Below are 15,907 nucleotides of genomic sequence, written 5' to 3'. Positions count from 1 at the left end.
AGAGCAGGTAGGCGGGTCGGCCTCAGAAGGCCGTGCGGATGTCGCTGCGCGGGTCCCCGGCTACCAGCCGGCTCTCGTAGAGCCCATCCTGCGCCCGGCGGCGCCAGGGCCGGGCGTACCGAAGCGCCACGTCGATGTCCGGGTCGGCCGAGTCGAGGTCGATGTCCGCGACCGCCAGAGCGGGTTGCCCGTCGGTGGGGCACTGCGCGAGCCACCGGCCGCCCGGCGCCACGATCCCGGACGGCACCGTGGCGCTGAACTGCGCCGGCACGGCGTAGCCCAGCCAGTAGCTGTACAGCGTCCCGTAGGCCTGGGCGACGCGCGCCCTCGGAGCGTCGTCGACCATCACGGAGAGCAGGACGCAGTCGACGTCCAAGCGCTCGTACTCGGCGAAGAGCGGTGGGAAGTTCGCCTCGACGCACAGTGCGCAGCCGATGCGGATGCCGTCCACCTCGAAGACCACAGGCTCGCGACCCGGGGTGTACAGGTAGGAGACCTCGGTATGCGACAGGAACCGCTTGTCGTATCGCGCGACCAGCCCGCCGCGGTCGGAGACGACAAAGAGGCTGTTGTGGGGCCGGTTCGGCGGTGTGAGGGGATGGATCGACCCGAACGCCGTCCACAGCCGCAGCTCCCCCGCCAGCGCGGCGATCGACTCGGCCTCCTCGCGCATGACGTCCCAGGCGGCCCGGCTCCAGTCGGCCGGGACCAGCTTGCCGTCCGGGCCGGCCGCCATCACGTGCTTGCTCGGATAGGTGATCGCCCCCTCGGGGAACTGCACCAGCCGCGCCCCCGCCCCGGCGGCCTCGGCCATCAGGGCCCGGATCTCCTGCCCGGCCGACCGCAGCGCCTCTCGGTCTGTGGGGTCCTCCGGCACGGTGCTCTGCGCGACGGCCAGCCGCAACGTCCTCGCCATGGCGCCGAAGCTACGGGATCCCCACCGCCCCGGTCCGAAGCTCCGGGCGGACCGGCCGGATCCGCGCGGGTTCTGTCCGGTTCGCCGACCCGGGGGAGGGCTCGCGCCCTCGCGGTCGTACGAGGCGGCCGCGGCCGCTCCGAGGCACACCACGCGCGAAGGCACTCAGCCAGGTGTGGCAACCGTAGGGGTGATCGCTGAAGGGACGCTGAACTCCGAGGCCAGAGTGTCCATCACGACCTCGTCGCACACCTGCCCGAGCCAGTACCCAGCCTGACGGATCGAGCCGACCTTCTGGAAGCCGGCCTTCTCGTACGCGCGGATTGCGCCTGTGTTAGGCGCGAGGACCTTCAACCAGACCATACGCAGGTTCGTGACGTGGAACGCGTAGTCGAGCGCGAGTCGGGTCGCGGCGGTGCCCAGTCCCCGGCTGCGGACTTCTGGCCCCAGCATGATCACGAACTCGGCCGTACGGACACCGTGATCCGGAAGCAGGGTCGCCACGCCAGCCGGCGCGGGCTCGTCGCTGGTGAGGTCGTAGATGGTGAAGCGGATGTTCTCGCCGCGCTGCTGGTGGGCCATCCCTTCGGTGCGGGCCTCCAAGGATTCGGGGGCCTGGCGTCCGTAGCCGATCAGCAGCGAGGGGTCCTGCTCCCAGCGCCAGTAGGTCTCGACGAGGTCGGTGCGGTACGGGCCGAGCCCGCAGGTCTCGGTGCGCAGCCAGATGATCGGGTCAGCGGGGCTGGTGATGGCGGTCTCCGATGGTGAGCACGGGGGTGTAGGCCTGGGGCGAGGACGGCTCGGCGACGTCGTCGCCCTCATACTGTGCACCCAGGCGCGGAGCCGGATCGGGTCGGACGCAATTCCGTGGCACCAGCGGACGCCGAGGCGGCGAGAGGCGAGCAGCAGGACGGCGGCGACGAAGAGTTCCAGGCATGCGGTGCGGCTGGGGGAGTACCAGCCGGCGCGCCGCACCGCGGTGACGGCGCGACCTTGGCCATCACCACAGGTCCAGCGCTTCCAGGACCTGCCCGGCCATTGGCAGCGGTGTAGTGCGGGTGGTGGTGAGGAGACTGCCGGGGACAGCGGTTTTGGTGTCGAGCTTGATCATCTCGCGCCAGCGCAGCACCTGTTGCCACTGCGCCGTCCAGGCCGGGCGCAGCTCATCGGCAGGGATGCTCTCGAGCCGACGCCCATTGGTCAGGAGCCGGGCGGCGGTCTTGGCGCCGATACCTCGGATACCGGGGATGTTGTCGGCGGGGTCGCCCATCAGGGCGCGGAAGTCCGGCCACTGCTCGGCGAGGACGCCATAACGGGGGAGGATGTGCGCGCCCGCGGTGTAGCGGCGTTCCATGGCTACGCCAGTGTTGAGCAGGCGCACGCTGAGGTCGGACAGGAGCTGGATGTAGTCCTTGTCGCTGGTCATGATGTCGACCGCGCGGCCTTCGGCGCAGGCGCTGGTGGTCAGGGTGGCGATGACGTCGTCCGCCTCGTAGCCGTCCTGCTCGAGCCACCGGACCCCCGTGTGGTCGAGGGCGTTCTTGACCAGGGCGAGTGACTCGATCAGGCCGGGCTCGGGGGCGGGCCGCTGGGCCTTGTAGGTGCTGTCTTGCCCGGCGCGGGACTGGGAGCCGTTCTCAGAGTCGAAGGCTACGAAGATCTCGGCTCTCTCGGCATGCTCGGCCTGGGCTTTGCGCAGGAGCGCGGCGAAGCCGAACACGCCAGTGCGGTCGATGGTGTTGTCGCGGCTGGTGATGCGTGTGGGGAAGCCGTACCAGGCGCGGTGCAGGAGGTAATGGCCGTCGACGAGCAGCAGGGGGGCGGTCATGGCGTGGCCTCCGGAGGGAGAGCGTGCTGGTGGGTGCCTGTGACCGTGGCGTACGGGCGTCCGATACCGGATGACCTTGGAGTGTAGTCACGGTCGTGGTGCGGAGCAGCCAGAGGTTGGCCAGCACCCCCTGACGAGGCGTTTGGCGGCGTTGCGCTCGGCACCGCCCCTTGGCGAGCGGCCGGGCGCGTTCGTCGCTGTTCAGGGCGAGCACCCGATGCGTCTGGACCCTGCCGAGAGTGCCGGGGCGTGGCGGGCGTAGGCACCCAGCGCGCGGGCGAGTACGGGGCGGACACGGGTGGCTCCTTCGGGTGGCGGCGGCTGGATCTGGGAGATCCGGATGGGCCAGCGGTGGCAGACTGCCGGGGAACGCTGACGATGGTGGAAGAAGTTGACGGTGGCCGAGACTCCGGTGGTGTTCCTGCTGGTGGGGCTCACCGGCTCAGGCAAGACGACGTATGCCCAGCGGGTGCTGGAGCCCCGGGGCGCGGTGCGGCTGTCGGTGGACGAGGTTGTCTTCGAACGGCACGGCCGGTACGGCGTCGACTACCGGGAGGACACCTACTTCGAGAAGGAGGCCCCCGTCGTCGCTGAGATGCACCAGCGACTGGCGGAGCTGATCGCAGAGGGCCGGGACGTGGTGTGGGACCACGGGCTGTGGCCACGCAAGGACCGCGAGGCGATGAAGGAGCTGGTGGAGTCGGCCGGCGGGCGGTGGAGGCTGCTGTACTTCCCGGTGGAACGCGAGGAGTTGCTGCGCCGGCTCGAGGAGCGCAACGAGCGTGGGGACGCGAACTCATTGCTGGTCACGCCGAAGGCCCTGGACGACTTCTTCGCCCGGTTTGAGAAGCCCCAGGGCGAGGGCGAGGAGATCGTGGAGCCGGGCTGCCTCTGAGGCGCGGGCGGGCGCCAGGCAGTGGGTGACCGGCTGCTCGGCCGTCGCATAGAGGTCCCGCACCGCGGGCATCTCGGCCGAGAGCTTGTAACACCTCGGCGGAGGGCACCGGCATCACCCGCCGGAGCGTCGGCTGACCGAGGCAGAGCCGTGAGGCCGTGCCTTCCCGCTGCGCTCCCCACCCGAAGCGAGCCGGTGCCCGTGCCTTCGGCCGCGAACGAACGCAACCTGTTCAGCGAAGGGTGCGGGGCCCGTACAAGGCCGTCGGCTGGTTGGTCATCAGGGCCCAGTACCGGTCGCCGTAGCTCCAGTGCCACCACTCCGTGCCGTAGTTGATCAACCCGGCGGTGGACAGGACGTCGGCCAGCAGGGCCCGGTTCGTGCGGGCCTGGGGGCTGATCGAGGCGGCGTCCGTGTAGCAGGCACCGTCGCTCTCTTCGGGGTTCGCGTTCACGCGCGTGCCCATGTCGAGCTCGATGCTATCGGCGTCCACGAGGGTGAGGTCGACGGCGGCGCCGGCGCTGTGCGGGGCGATCTCCGGCGGGGACACATAGCGGCTGGCGGCCTTGAGGACCTGGTCGGCGGGCCAGGCCGGGTTGACCGCGCGGAGCTCGTCCGCGTACTCCTGGAAGTAACGCCGCTGCAGTTCGGGCGGTCGGTAGCCCTCGACGTAGAGCAGACGGAGCCCGTCGGGCAGGAGCGACTGGGCGTGAACGAGCCGGTCGAGGACGCCGCGGCGCAGATGGACGTACGAGCCGGCCGTGTCGGCCCTGCGCTCGTCGACCAGCAGCGTTCCGCGCACGTCGATGAGCGGCTCGCCGCAGTCGGCAACGGGGATGGCCGCCACACGCGGGTCGGACATCAGGACGATCGGCGCCGGAGCGAGGGTGATCTGCATCCAGGGCGCGGCGTTCTCGCGGAAGGAGTGCCCGAGGGGTTCGATGCCGCTCTGGTCGGTGAGGCTGAACCCGGTCACCATGGCCATGCTGGAGCCGTCTGCCACGGACACCAGATGTGTCCCGCAGTCGGGGCAGAAGCCCCGGTGCAGGGTCGCGTAGGTCGAGTACCACTTCGGCTCGCCGCCAGGCCCGGTCCAGATCAGGGAGTCCCGGGGGAAGCCCACCCACAGCACTGCGGGTCCGCCGGAGATCCGCGTCTCGTGCTCGCACGAACACAGGTGCGGATCATCCGGGGTGCCGGTGACCTGGTAGGAGATCCGGCCGCACTGGCAGTGCCCGGTTCGAACCGACGCCGGGGCATCCGATGCGGCTCGTGTGGCCGGCAGGGGCCGAGCGGGCACGGGGGGCGTGCCGAGGGCGGGTGATGTGTCGCTCATGCGAGTCCTCGCTTCGAGATGGGCCGGGGCGGGCTACGAGAGGGTGAGGTCGGTGGCGTCCGGCAGTTCGGTGAGGGGCTGCCGCGCAGCACGGGGGATCCCGAGCCGTGCTCGGGCCTGGTGGACGGCGGCGAGCTGGCCGGCCGCCGGGGGTCCCCAGTCGAAGAGCTCCAGGGCCTGCTCGGGTGTCGCCAGGACCCGGATGTGGGTGCGGCCGGTGGCCGGGTCGACGGGTGGCGGGCCCAAACGGGTGAGGGGCGCGGCGTAGCGGAGGCGGGCGTACGGCTTGTCGGGGTCGGAGAGGTGGCCGAGGAACAGCGGTTCGCCGAACTCGGCCGCGGCTTCCTCGCGCACCTCCCGGCGCAGTGTTACGAGCGGGTTGCCGAGGTCCGGGGGTTCGGGGGTGCCGCCGGGCAGGCAGGCCGCGCCCGTGTCCGGTTCCAGCAGCACCAGGGCTCGGCCGTCGGGTCCCAGCAGCCATCCCCAGACCTGAGCCACCGAGAGCTGCTCCGGGGCGGGGCCGGTGTGGAAGGGGAGGTGGTGCCGGGCGCGGGCGGTGCGAAGGGCGCCGGCCCGGTCCAGGACGGTGGGGGCGATCGGGAGGCCGTTTTCCAGCAGGGCGGGGCCGGCGGAGTTGATGCGGGCGCGCAGGGCGGACAGGGCCCGGCGGGCGTCGCCGGGGGACATCAGGTCCGGGAGTTGGGCGGGTTCGACGAACTCGACGGAGGTGATCTCGCGGTCGGGCAGCTGGATGGCGGCGATCTGCTCGTCGTTCCACGTGCCGCCGTCGTAGACGTGCAGGATCTCGCCGGGGAAGCGCATGGCGGCGGGCGCGTTGAGGCTGTCGGCGCTGACCCAGTCCACGGCGAGCCCGCGGTCGACGGTCCTGGTGACGCCGAGCTCCTCGCACAGTTCCCGCGAGGCTCCCTGGGCCGGGGACTCGTTCGTGTCGACGGCGCCGCCCGGCAGGAGGCAGGTCGTGCGGTAGTCGACGCGCTGGATCAGGACCCGGCCGCGCTCGTCGGTGATCAGTACGGACGTCCCGGCCCACAGGGCGGCCGAGGCGCGTAAGGCCCCGTACTCCGCATCGGTCATCGACGTGCCGGGCGGAGCGTCAGGGGAGGGCGTGGTGGTCATCTCGTCTCCGGTCGTGCGGGCGGGGCCATGCGGACGGTGGGCAGGTCAGGCGACGAGCTGGTGTGGGTCGCCCGGAGCGGGGCCGGGGGAGAGCCGGGTGAACTGCTCGGTGTTGATGATCTCGTTGCGTTCCGGTTCGGGCAGGCGGGCGAGCAGGCCGGGTAGGGGTCGCGGGCGGGCGGCCTCGCTGCGGTGGGCGCAGATCGCCTCCCACTTCACCGCGGCCCAGGGTGAGACGTCGACGGTCGTGGTCACGTAGGCGTCCGGTACCGCGAGGAGCGTTTTGCCCACGCTCTGAAGGAGCGGGCCGAGCCGGCCCATCCCGGATTCCGAGTGCGTGGCCGCGTACAGCGCGGCGGGCTGCCAGGGCTCTCCGGCGTCGGGGTGCAGGTGCGGCAGGGCGGCCGCTTCGACGGCGAGGAGGGTGATCTGGTGGGCGCGCCGGTGGTCCGGGTGGCCCGTGAGTTGGCCCAGGGCGTCGTGGCCGACCACGATGTCGGGTCGGAACTCGCGGATGTGTGCGACCAGGCGGCCGACGGCTTCGTCGAGGGGCGCGTCGACGAGGCGTACGCCGCCGCCGGGTGTGGAGGCGGGGTTGCGGGCGTCGGCGTAGCCGAGTAGCCGCGGTGCCCCGGCCCCAAGAACTGCGAGGGCGTCGGCGAGTTCGGGGGCGCGGTGGCTCGTCGGTGCCCAGGTGGTGGTGACGACGCAGGTGCGGGCGCCGGCGGCGTGGTGCTGCGCGAGCACACCGCCGGCCAGCAGACTCTCGTCGTCGGGATGGGCGAACGCCCCCATCAGTGAGGGCACAGACGGCTGGTTCATGGCGAAGAGGACTCCTTGACGTGGCGGACGGGGCGAAGGGGTCAGATGATCGGCGGCCGCCCGGCGGCGGTGAGCCGGTGGACGGTGCGCCAGCTCATCGGACGCCGCCGCTGGGTACGCCGGGACGTCCACCCTTCCCGCATGCCGCGCAGTGTCTGGCCGAGTCCGCCACCGTGCACGGCCCGGGCCAGGGTGATCGTGGTCCACACGCTCAGGTAGACGGGGATGAGGGGGGCGGGGAGGTTGCGGTAGGCGATCCAGATCCTGTTGCGGGCGGCGAGCCGGTGGTACAGCGCGTGGCGGGCGGGTTCGGTGAGTGGGTGGTGCATGCGGATCGAGGCCGCGTACCAGCCGCTCCAGCCCGCCTCGTACAGCCGCCAGGCCAGGTCGAACCCTTCGTGATATAGAAAGAGTTGATCTTCCCAGCCGCCCACTGCGTCGAAGGCGTCGCGCCGGATCAGGACGACGCCTTCGGTCATCGAGGCGACCTTCCCCGGCCGCTCCGGGTTGGAGGCGCGCAGCCGGGGGACCCAGCGGCGTGGCGTGGTCGCATCGTCCGGGCCGGTCAGCCGGGGCTGTACCCAGGCGGCTTGTGGGTGCTGCTCGGCTTCGGCGACGAGTCGGGCCAGGACCTCGGGGCGGGGGAAGCTGGCGTCGTTGTCGAGGAAGTAGAGCCAGTCGGCCAGATCGCCCGCGTCGCGCAGCGCGGCGGCGCCGGCGTTGCGCCCGCCGGGGATTCCGATGTTCTCGGGCAGGGACACGGTGAGCGCACCGGGTGGCACGACCTCGGGCTTGCAGCCGTTTCCGACCACCACCACCCGCACGTCGACGCCGTTCTGGGCAAGAAGCGTCGCCTGCGCGGCTGCTTCCTCGGCAGGGCGGTCGTTCATGGTCAGCACGACGACGTCGACGCGTGGGCGGGGCATGGGTTCCTCCAGGCCGTCGGGGCCGGGCAGTGGTCAGGGCGTGGGGACGGGCATGCCGGTGAGGTGCTCGGCCTGGCGGGCGATGAGCGGGGCGAGGTGAGGGTGGACGCCCCGGGAGCACGCTTGGAGGAGTTGCCCGAGGGCGATGAGCTCCCCGGTCCGGCCGGCGTCCGTGTCGAGGACGTCGGCGAACTCGTGCCGGAGCCGGGCGGCGGTCGCCGGTGCGGCCAGCGAGTACGCGTGGAGCAGACCCAGGTCGTAGCCGACGGGCAGGCGGCCCCAGTTCTCCCAGTCGAGCAGGACCAGGGGCGCGCGGGTGAGGTTCGCCCAGTGCAGATCGGCGTGCCCGGTCGTCGTCTCGCGGATACGGACGGGGTCGATGCCGAGGAAGCGGCGGAGGTTCCGGTCGACCCAGTTCTGTCGTACCGACTCCCGGCAGGTGGGCACCGTCGCGAGCGCGCCGAGCGCGGACTTCAGCTCCGCCCACCACGAGTCGGGCAGAGCGATGTCCTGGTCGAGGGCGGGAGTGCCGCTGGTGACCGGCGGGACGGACACGTACTCGGTGAGCTCCGCCCGGAACGCGGCGTCCCGGAAGGTCCAGTCGAGGACGCCGCGAAGCCGCGGCCGCGGTACCGACCGGGGCACGTGCGTGTCCGCGGTCGCCGTCCCCTCCCACAGCCGTCCGCCCGCTTTGTCCACCTCGGCGGAGACGATGCGCAGCCAGCAGTCCCCGGCCCGGCGCCCCAGGGTGCGGCCCTGCCACCCCCACACCTCCGGCCCCGACGCGGACACCTGGAGCTGCTGCGCGGCGGCCGCGTGCGCGCGCCGCATGCGCTCCCGCTCGTCTCGCTCCGCCGGAGCGACGAACATCGCCTCCTGCACGGCCCGTTCCACCGTCACACCCCCTCCGCCACGACCGCGGCCTCAGGCCGCTCAACGGGCCCGGGCAGCACCACGTCACGCCCCGGCCACCGGAAGACCAGACGGCAGTGCTCCTTGTCCAGGACGTCGCCGGCGGGCAGCGCATCGTCGGGCGTGCCGGCCGGGTGGACCATCAGAACGGGATCGGCGTGCTGGTCGTTGTCGTCGGCGCGGATGTGTCGGTCCCAGGCCCGGACCGTGGCCGCCAGCCGCTCGGCGAGCTCGGGGCCCTGCGCGCCGAAGGCGTGGACGACCCATTCCCACGCCTTGCCCTGCGGGCTGTCGCCGTCCGTGGTCTGGACGTGGACCAGGTAGGCGAGCGAGGCGTCGCCGACGATCGCGGGGGCGTCGCGGTCCTTCGCGATGCCGGTCACGCCCTCCTCGGGTTCCTGGTGGGAGGCCAGGCGGCAGAAGCCCGGCAGGGTGGTGGCCGCGTACAGCTGAAGGGAACCGAAGTAGGAGTTCGTCGCCCCCATCGTGATGCCGGTGGCGACCTCGTGCCGCGGCCCGCGCAGCGCCTCCTCCAGGCCCGTCGTCTCGGCCGCCGTGCCGTGCTCGAAGCGCAGAGTCAGGCCCCCGTCGAGGAGGGGGACGACCGGAATGCTGCGGGCCTGTTGTCCTTGGTCGCGGACGAAACCGCAGTAGGTGAAGTGACGGGCGTGCAGTACCTGGCCGCGCCGTTCGAAGGTGACCGCCCGGGTGTAGCCGCCCATCTCCAGCGGCAGGACCAGGCAGCCGCCCTCGGCCAGCTGCTCCCGCCAGGCCGGGGCGATGTCCCAGCAGTTGTAGGTGATCATGCTGGCGTCGAAGCCACCGCGCGGCACGAGGTGCCCGGGCGCGCCGAGAGCGGCGTCGGCTTCGACGGAGGTGACGCGTCCGCTGCCGGCCTCCGTGAGGAACCGGCGGGTGCGGCGCACGACCCACGGGTCGATGTCGACGGTGACCACGCGCCCGTCGGGTCCGGTGACGTGGGCGATCAGCTCGGCGTTGTAGCCGCCGGATCCTGCCTCGAACACGACCGCGCCCGGCTCCAGGCCCAGGTGCTCGATCATGTCGGCCTGGAGCCAGGCCGCGGACACCGAGCTGATCGCCCTTCCGGTCTCGTCGTAGCGGGTGATGACGGCCCGGTCGCCGCCGTCGTACGCGGCCGCGAGGTTCACCTCGGGGGCGAAGCGGTGCCGGGGCACGGCCCGCAGTGCGTCCCGGACGCGCTCCGAGGGTGCCCAGCCGCCGTCGATGACCATCTGGGTCATCGACGCGCGCAGCCTGGCGGCCTCCGCCGGTTCCCCTGCCACGGGCGGCTGGTCGGCGGCGATGAGGTAGGAGGTCGCCGGCGGCAGGCTGGGAAGGATGCCGGGCCACACGGCGTCGAGCGCGAGAGCGGCTGGGGCGAACACGTCCCCGACGCAGGCGAGGGCGTGGAGGTCGTAGAACTCCCACCGGTCGAACAGCTTCGGTTCCGGGTTGGCCAGAGTGCCCGTCCAGGTGGTGATGCGGACGACGGCCGTGAGCCGCGGGACGCCGTGGCTGTCGTCGGCCAGCATCGTCACCACGTGCGCGTCGGCCGGCTCGGCGACCAGGCCGGTTTCCTCCGCGAGTTCGCGCACCGCTGCCGTGGCGAAGTCCTCCGGGCCGGTGGTCTTGCCGCCGGGCAGCTCGAGCATGCCGCGCCGGGAGCGGCCCAGCAGGACCCGGCCGGCGTCGTCGGTGACGACGGCGAGGGCGCCGGTCAGGGCGTGGCCGGTGGTCGGCCGCTTCTCCACGGCCCGGGTGTCGAGGTGGCACGGCCCGCGCAGGACCAGGAAGGCCAGGCCGTCCGCGTCCGCACGCTCCACCGTCTTCCAGCCGGCACCGAGCAGCGTGATCTCGTCCTCGTCCAGGGCGATCCCACGCCGCTCAGCAGGGGTGTTCTCGACGGTCGGGGTGATGACGACGAGTGCGCCGCCGTCGCGCAGCCGCTCGCCCAGCCCGTGAACGACCCGGCCGCGATCCCCCACGAACGGGTACACCAGCCGCATCGTGATCAGGTCGTACCCCTCCTCGTGCAGTGGGGCCGGGTCGTCGCGCTCGATGTCCAGCTGCAGCCAGCGCACGCCGTCGACGTCGGCGTGCTCGTCGTGGGCTCGGGCGATCGCGCTGTCCGTGAGGTCGACAGCGTCCACGGTGTAGCCGGCGCCGGCCAGGTGGGCGGCCAGCTCCCCGGTCCCGCAGCCCACATCCAGGGCCCGGCCCCCGCCCTCGGGGACCGGGGCGTGCACGGCAAGGAGCTGCTGTTCGCGCTCACCGAGCAGACGCCACCCCTTCCCCTCTCCGTAGTGCTGCTCCCACTCCTCGCGGGCTGTGTACATCAACGTGCTGCTCCTCGTGGTCGTGGTCGGTGGGGTGGGGATCAGGGGTGCTGTTCGGTGCGCAGCCGGGCCAGGGTGCGCAGGCCGCGCTCGACCAGCTCGGGATCGCCGTAGGCGGTGCCGTAGGAGATGCCGGAGACGGCGTCGAGGACGGACAGGACCGTGAGCTGGGCCTCTTCTTCCGGGGTGAAGGTGCGGCCGTAACCGTCCATCACGGCCTGGAGGAGGTCGGGCCGGCCGTGCCAGGCGTCGGAGAGCCGTACGAAGTCCCTCACGGCCGGGCCAGGTTCCGACCGTTCGAAGTCGATGACGTAGAGGGTGTCGGCACTCTCGTCCCAGCGCAGGTTGCGGAGCTGGAAGTCACCGTGTGTGGGCACCTTCTGCAAGGGGGCCAGGGCGGTGGCCTGCTCGGCGGTGGCGCGGATGAACTTCTCGTCGCCGGGCGCGAGGTGGGGCAGGGCGCCGGCCAGGTGCCGCTCCAGCTTCCCCAGCGCCAGGACGTCCGCGGCGGGCTGGGGTGGGGCGCTGTGATGGATGGCCGCCGCGAGCTGCCCGATGCGGTGGAAGACGCGGCGCTGCTGCTCGGGCGGGTGGACGGCGCCGTGCAGGGTTCGGCCGCCTACCGCGGTGAGCACGACGGCCCGCAGCGTGGGGTCGGCGGCCACCAGCCGGGGTGCGGCCGCTCCGAGGCCGGGGACCCAGCTGCGGAGGGCGTCCACTTCACGATGGTGGAAGTTGTCGTTCTGGTGGATCTTGACGTACCACTCGCCGCCCTCGGCGCCGACCGCCCGCCAGACACGGCTCTGCTCCCTCGCCCAGGACACGTCCGTCCACGCGGTGATCCGCCCGACCGCCTGCTCGGCGAACGTGCGCACCGCCTGCTCCGGGACCGCGCTGCGCGCGGCAGGTTCGGGGACCAGGACCAGCCGGTCGACGGACCGGTCGTAGGCGATCGGGTCGCCGGGCTCCTGGAAGTGCACGGCCATCCGCGCGCCGGCCCGGTAGGCATCCAACCCGGCCCGGCAGTACGCCACCATCGGCTCCGGCAGGGCGTCGAAGGAGAACCACCCCATGGCGTCGCACACATGGTGCTCCATGACCTCGGGGGTGCCCTCCCACCGCTTCACCTCGAAGAACACCCCGAGCCGGGCGCCGCCGGCGGGGGCGCGGTGGTGCACGGTGACGGCCGCCCTGACATCGGCCGGGTCGATGACGACGCCGGACTCCTCCCGGGCCTCGCGCACCAGGGCGGTGACCATGTCCTCCCACGGGCCATCCAAGTGCCCGGACACGAGATGCCAGCAGCCCGGCGCGTACACGTTCCCGGCCCGCCGGGATAGCAGCACCTCGGGTCCCGCCGCGCCGTCGCGTACGGCGAGCAGGTGGACGTCGAGCGGCTCGGTGTGCCGCTGGGTGCCGCTCACGCGTCACCGCCGGGGCGGCGCGCGAGCAGCACGGTGAACACCGCGTCCTCGACAAGGCCGCCGGGCTCGCTGTGCCGCTCCAGCAGCTCCAGGGCTTCGGCTTCGAAACGGCCGTGGCGGTCGCCGAAGAGGTCCGGGCGGGCGAAACTCGTGCTGCGCAGGTAGCCGAGGACCTGAGCCGGCCTCCAAACACGGCGGACAGGGAATCGGCGCTCGGTGACCTGGCTGAACGGCGATGCGGTGAGGTCGTCCTCGTACCGCTGGCCCGGTCCGGCATACACGCCGCCCGTGCCCGCGCGGCGCTCCTCGCCCAGGTAGGACTGGATCAGGAGCTTGAGTGCGGCCGTCCAGTCCGCCCGGTAGGTCCACAGGCTGCCGTCCCCCATGATCGCCACCGTGGCCTCGGGAGCGGTGGCACGGTCGGCCATCTTCAGGACGGCGGACCGGTCCATCCAGTGGAAGGACCGCGCGCAGGTGATCAGGTCCGCCCGGTAGCCGTCGAACGGGGGCGTGAAGTCCTCGGCCGCCACCAGGTGGAAGCCGGCCGGACGGCCGCCCAGAAGGGGTTCGAGAGTGGCGGTGGCCTGGCGGAGCATGTCCTGGTCCGAGTCGACCAGGTCCACGCGGTCGATCCGGGGAACGGCAGGGAGCAGAGCGGCAGGCACCTGGCCCGTGCCGGAGCCGAGGTCCAGGAGGGCCGGGCGGTCGGCTCTCCGCATCGTGTCGGCGAGGAGCGAGACGGCCTCCGGCGGGATGCCGGGCCGGTGGCGGGCGTAGTCCGCCGCCGTCGACGTGAACAGTTCCTTGGGCTCGTTGTGCGGTGGGGTGGTCATGCGTCCTCCAGCAGTTTCCGCAGCGCATCGGCGTCGGCCTGTAGCTGTGCCTCGATCTGGCGCCCGCTGTCGAGGACGTCCCAGGGCAGTGGCCCGCCCGGCGCCGGGTCGGTGTCACCGGCGTACCGGGGGCAGATGTGGCTGTGCAGATGGGGTACGACGTTGCCGAGCGTGGAGAAGTTCAGCTTGATCGGTTCGTAGAAGGCCGTCAGGGCTCTGCCGAGCGCGAGGGTGTCGCGCCAGTAGGCAGCGGCGTCGGCTTCGGACAGATCGGTGGGCTCGGCCGCGTGCGGGGCACCCCGGTGGATGAGGACGCAGTAGCCGCGCAGGCGTCCGCTTCGCCACAGGTAGGCGTTGGCCACTTCACCGCGGCGGAGCAGGAGGCCCCAGCCGATGTCGTCCGCGGAGTAGTCGTTCGCGCACATGGGGCATCCGTCGCCGGCGCGATGGCGGAGGAAGGTCTCGGGCCAGCCGGACGGCGCGGCGGGGCTGACCGCTTGGGGGTCAAGAGGGCTTGGTGGCTGGGGCACCCGTAACTCCTTGTTGTTGTGCGGCTGGTGGGGCGGTGGGGGCGGGGCCTGTCAGAGGTAGCCGTGCTGGTAGGCGAAGGCGACCAGATGCGCCCGGTTCTTCAGCTGCAGCCGGGTCTGCAGGCCGTGGATGACGTGTTTGACGGTGCGTTCGGCGTAGCCGACCTTCTGGGCGGTCTCCGCTGTGTCGAGGCCGTCGGCCAGGCACCGCAGGATGTCGACCTCGCGGTCACTCAGCTCGGTCAGCCGCTGCTCGACGGGGCCGGGCAGGCGCGCCCGCAGGCGGCTGAACGCCTCCAGCACGCCGTTGACGAGGTCGTCCGGCAGATATCCGTCACCGCGAGCGGCCGTCGTGATGGCCTGGACGAGTCGGTCCGGCGTCGCCTCGGCGCGACGCAGGAGACCGGCGAGGCCGCACTCGGCCGCGTCGATCAGCTTCGTCTCGTCGATGTCCGCCACGACGAGCACGGACCGTGCCGTGCTCGTGTGCTTGATCTCCCGCAGCAGACGCAGCGTCGCCTCCTCGACGGCGTCGGTGACGATCAGCGCGACCTGGGTGTCCACGGCAGGTCCGGCGGCGTCGACGAGGGTGATCTCGGGGCGGGGCCTGAGCAGGCTGACCACCCCCGCCCGGCAGATGGGGTCCGGGGCGTGCAGCATGACGGCGATCCGAGAAGGCGCGGTCACGGCGCCCGCCGGGGCACGGCTGCGAGCGGAGGAAGCGTCCATGCCAGGGCCTTCGGGCCCGCGCCGGCGGTGACGTACTGGACCCCGGAGCTGTCGCGGAGGTCGACCCGGTACCACTCGGGCCGTCCGGCCTGCTCCCAGCGAGCGTGGAGATCCTCAAGTTCGGCCCACACATCACGCGGCCCATGGACTCGGACGGTGCCGTCGCCCGGGCCGGCCACGGCCCAGGAGTCGTCCTCGGGCGCGACGATCGTCATCGTCTCGGCCTGGAAGTCCCGGACCAGACCGGGGGCGAGGTAGGCGGCGGCGAGCCAGAAGCCGAAAGCGTCGTCCGGCGGCGGCGCGAGCCGCGTGGACCGTTCCGTGCCGGGGTCGTCCTTGATGCGGGCGCGGTGGTCCAGGGCGTTGAGCCACCGGTAGCCGAGCAGGGGCCGGTACCCGCGCGGCCGGCCCCGCAGGACCGCCTCGACCGTGCCGGCCGCGGTGCGGGTGACGAGGAGTTGTCCGGGCCAGCTCGGCGTACGGGTCGCGAGCGTGGTGAGCAGCCGGCCGCCCGGTGCGAGTTGTTCCACCCACGGCTCCGGAACGCAGGGGACGCCGATGCCGGAGTGGATCCGGTCGTAGGGCGCCCTCGCCTCGTGCCCTTCGAGCGCGTCACCCTCGATCACCACCGCACCGACGCCAAGGTGGTCCAGGTTCCGCTGGGCGAAGGCCGCCATGGGTCCGTCCCGCTCCACGCCGGTGGCGAGTCCGGGGCCGGTGATGGCGGCGGCGAGTGCGAGGGAAACGCCGGGGCCCGGCCCGAGCTCCAGATACCGCTGCCCGGAATCGAGTTCCATGGCTTGAAGGGCTTCGACCGTGGCGGGGGTGTAGGTGGACATGGACGTCATGTGTCCGCCGGTGATCGGCCCGCGGGGGAGAGCGTCGAGGGGTTCGCCGTCGCGCTGGAGCAGGATCGACTCGTTGCTGTGGATCAGCTCGAGCCACTCCTGACGGTCGTCGGGGTGGGAGCCGTCGAGGAGGCGCCAGTCGATCGGGTCCGCGCCAGGGCCGCTGACCCGGACGTACGCGTGCGGGAGCAGGATCTCGCGTGGCAGTGCGAGCAGAGCCTCTCGCACGGGACCGCGGCCGAGCTCTCCGCTCTCCTCGAGCCGGGCGACCATCGCCGCCCGGGCCGCCGCAGTCTCGGAGGTGTCGGCGGCGGACTGCGGCGGAAGGAGGGGCGCGGCGGGCACGGTGTTATCGGTCAGCACGGGTTTCTCCAGGGGATCGGGTGGTGCGGCAGCTGGAGTCGCCATCGAGTT

15 protein-coding genes and 1 pseudogene are annotated in these 15,907 nt (G+C 72.3%); 1 reads left to right on the top strand and 15 read right to left on the bottom strand.

Going from position 1 to position 15,907, the window contains the following annotated elements; translation table 11 throughout:
• Nucleotides 1-22: 22 nt before the first annotated feature.
• The 3 genes from ABT170_RS14110 to ABT170_RS14100 form a co-directional block, all read right to left on the bottom strand.
• A complete protein-coding gene (locus ABT170_RS14110; protein ID WP_351867050.1) occupies nucleotides 23-916 on the bottom strand; it encodes a carbon-nitrogen hydrolase family protein in 894 nt (297 codons plus the stop codon).
• Between the two features lie 165 nt (nucleotides 917-1,081).
• Complete coding sequence (locus tag ABT170_RS14105; RefSeq protein ID WP_351867047.1) at nucleotides 1,082-1,891, bottom strand: lasso peptide biosynthesis B2 protein; 810 nt, start codon at nucleotides 1,889-1,891, stop codon at nucleotides 1,082-1,084.
• Between the two features lie 25 nt (nucleotides 1,892-1,916).
• Nucleotides 1,917-2,744 carry a 5'-3' exonuclease gene (locus ABT170_RS14100; RefSeq protein WP_351867044.1) on the bottom strand — a complete coding sequence of 276 codons (828 nt, stop codon included), beginning with the start codon at nucleotides 2,742-2,744 and terminating at the stop codon, nucleotides 1,917-1,919.
• Nucleotides 2,745-3,141: 397 nt separating this feature from the next.
• Between ABT170_RS14100 and ABT170_RS14095 the strand changes: the two genes are divergently transcribed.
• The gene (locus ABT170_RS14095; protein ID WP_351867041.1) at nucleotides 3,142-3,639 is read left to right on the top strand and encodes an ATP-binding protein; all 498 of its coding nucleotides are present in this window, start codon (nucleotides 3,142-3,144) and stop codon (nucleotides 3,637-3,639) included.
• Between the two features lie 232 nt (nucleotides 3,640-3,871).
• Here ABT170_RS14095 and ABT170_RS14090 read toward each other — a convergent pair whose 3' ends face one another.
• The 12 genes and pseudogenes from ABT170_RS14090 to ABT170_RS14035 form a co-directional block, all read right to left on the bottom strand.
• On the bottom strand, nucleotides 3,872-4,501 hold the full coding sequence (locus tag ABT170_RS14090) for a M15 family metallopeptidase (RefSeq protein ID WP_351867473.1): 630 nt from the start codon (nucleotides 4,499-4,501) through the stop codon (nucleotides 3,872-3,874).
• Nucleotides 4,502-4,570: 69 nt separating this feature from the next.
• Nucleotides 4,571-4,975: pseudogene (locus ABT170_RS14085) on the bottom strand (GFA family protein); the annotation flags it as partial.
• 33 nt (nucleotides 4,976-5,008) lie between these two features.
• On the bottom strand, nucleotides 5,009-6,112 hold the full coding sequence (locus ABT170_RS14080; protein WP_351867039.1) for an NUDIX hydrolase: 1,104 nt from the start codon (nucleotides 6,110-6,112) through the stop codon (nucleotides 5,009-5,011).
• A 45-nt stretch (nucleotides 6,113-6,157) separates the two neighbouring features.
• Nucleotides 6,158-6,934 (bottom strand): PIG-L deacetylase family protein, encoded by a 777-nt coding sequence (locus tag ABT170_RS14075; protein WP_351867036.1) that lies wholly within the window; start codon nucleotides 6,932-6,934, stop codon nucleotides 6,158-6,160.
• A 41-nt stretch (nucleotides 6,935-6,975) separates the two neighbouring features.
• Nucleotides 6,976-7,860 (bottom strand): glycosyltransferase family 2 protein, encoded by an 885-nt coding sequence (locus tag ABT170_RS14070; RefSeq protein WP_351867033.1) that lies wholly within the window; start codon nucleotides 7,858-7,860, stop codon nucleotides 6,976-6,978.
• 33 nt (nucleotides 7,861-7,893) lie between these two features.
• Nucleotides 7,894-8,760, bottom strand: coding sequence for a hypothetical protein (locus ABT170_RS14065; RefSeq protein WP_351867030.1), 867 nt, complete (start codon nucleotides 8,758-8,760; stop codon nucleotides 7,894-7,896).
• The gene (gene fxlM / locus ABT170_RS14060; RefSeq protein ID WP_351867027.1) at nucleotides 8,757-11,129 is read right to left on the bottom strand and encodes a methyltransferase, FxLD system; all 2,373 of its coding nucleotides are present in this window, start codon (nucleotides 11,127-11,129) and stop codon (nucleotides 8,757-8,759) included. The genes ABT170_RS14065 and fxlM overlap by 4 nt, the downstream gene beginning before the upstream one ends.
• A 41-nt stretch (nucleotides 11,130-11,170) precedes the next feature.
• Complete coding sequence (locus ABT170_RS14055) at nucleotides 11,171-12,553, bottom strand: phosphotransferase (protein ID WP_351867024.1); 1,383 nt, start codon at nucleotides 12,551-12,553, stop codon at nucleotides 11,171-11,173.
• Nucleotides 12,550-13,386 carry a class I SAM-dependent methyltransferase gene (locus tag ABT170_RS14050; RefSeq protein WP_351867021.1) on the bottom strand — a complete coding sequence of 279 codons (837 nt, stop codon included), beginning with the start codon at nucleotides 13,384-13,386 and terminating at the stop codon, nucleotides 12,550-12,552. Before ABT170_RS14050 ends, ABT170_RS14055 begins: the two co-directional genes overlap by 4 nt.
• A complete protein-coding gene (locus ABT170_RS14045; RefSeq protein ID WP_351867018.1) occupies nucleotides 13,383-13,811 on the bottom strand; it encodes an HIT family protein in 429 nt (142 codons plus the stop codon). Before ABT170_RS14045 ends, ABT170_RS14050 begins: the two co-directional genes overlap by 4 nt.
• Before the next feature lie 156 nt (nucleotides 13,812-13,967).
• A complete protein-coding gene (locus tag ABT170_RS14040) occupies nucleotides 13,968-14,576 on the bottom strand; it encodes a response regulator transcription factor (protein ID WP_351867015.1) in 609 nt (202 codons plus the stop codon).
• A 23-nt stretch (nucleotides 14,577-14,599) separates the two neighbouring features.
• Nucleotides 14,600-15,901 carry a methyltransferase domain-containing protein gene (locus ABT170_RS14035; protein WP_351867012.1) on the bottom strand — a complete coding sequence of 434 codons (1,302 nt, stop codon included), beginning with the start codon at nucleotides 15,899-15,901 and terminating at the stop codon, nucleotides 14,600-14,602.
• Between the last annotated feature and the right edge of the window lie 6 nt (nucleotides 15,902-15,907).

The organism is Streptomyces sp. NPDC001787, from assembly GCF_040297465.1.
Lineage (GTDB): Bacteria > Actinomycetota > Actinomycetes > Streptomycetales > Streptomycetaceae > Streptomyces.
This window is presented reverse-complemented; position numbering and strand designations above follow the sequence as displayed.

Bases quoted from the DNA above. Each gene is read 5' to 3' on its own strand.
- ABT170_RS14110 (WP_351867050.1), bottom strand. From the start codon at position 916: ATGGCGAGGACGTTGCGGCTGGCCGTCGCGCAGAGCACCGTGCCGGAG.
- ABT170_RS14100 (WP_351867044.1), bottom strand. From the start codon at position 2,744: ATGACCGCCCCCCTGCTGCTCGTCGACGGCCATTACCTCCTGCACCGC.
- ABT170_RS14090 (WP_351867473.1), bottom strand. From the start codon at position 4,501: ATGTCCGACCCGCGTGTGGCGGCCATCCCCGTTGCCGACTGCGGCGAG.
- ABT170_RS14080 (WP_351867039.1), bottom strand. From the start codon at position 6,112: ATGACCACCACGCCCTCCCCTGACGCTCCGCCCGGCACGTCGATGACC.
- ABT170_RS14075 (WP_351867036.1), bottom strand. From the start codon at position 6,934: ATGAACCAGCCGTCTGTGCCCTCACTGATGGGGGCGTTCGCCCATCCC.
- ABT170_RS14070 (WP_351867033.1), bottom strand. From the start codon at position 7,860: ATGCCCCGCCCACGCGTCGACGTCGTCGTGCTGACCATGAACGACCGC.
- fxlM (WP_351867027.1), bottom strand. From the start codon at position 11,129: ATGTACACAGCCCGCGAGGAGTGGGAGCAGCACTACGGAGAGGGGAAG.
- ABT170_RS14050 (WP_351867021.1), bottom strand. From the start codon at position 13,386: ATGACCACCCCACCGCACAACGAGCCCAAGGAACTGTTCACGTCGACG.
- ABT170_RS14045 (WP_351867018.1), bottom strand. From the start codon at position 13,811: ATGTGCGCGAACGACTACTCCGCGGACGACATCGGCTGGGGCCTCCTG.
- ABT170_RS14040 (WP_351867015.1), bottom strand. From the start codon at position 14,576: ATGCTGCACGCCCCGGACCCCATCTGCCGGGCGGGGGTGGTCAGCCTG.
- ABT170_RS14035 (WP_351867012.1), bottom strand. From the start codon at position 15,901: ATGGCGACTCCAGCTGCCGCACCACCCGATCCCCTGGAGAAACCCGTG.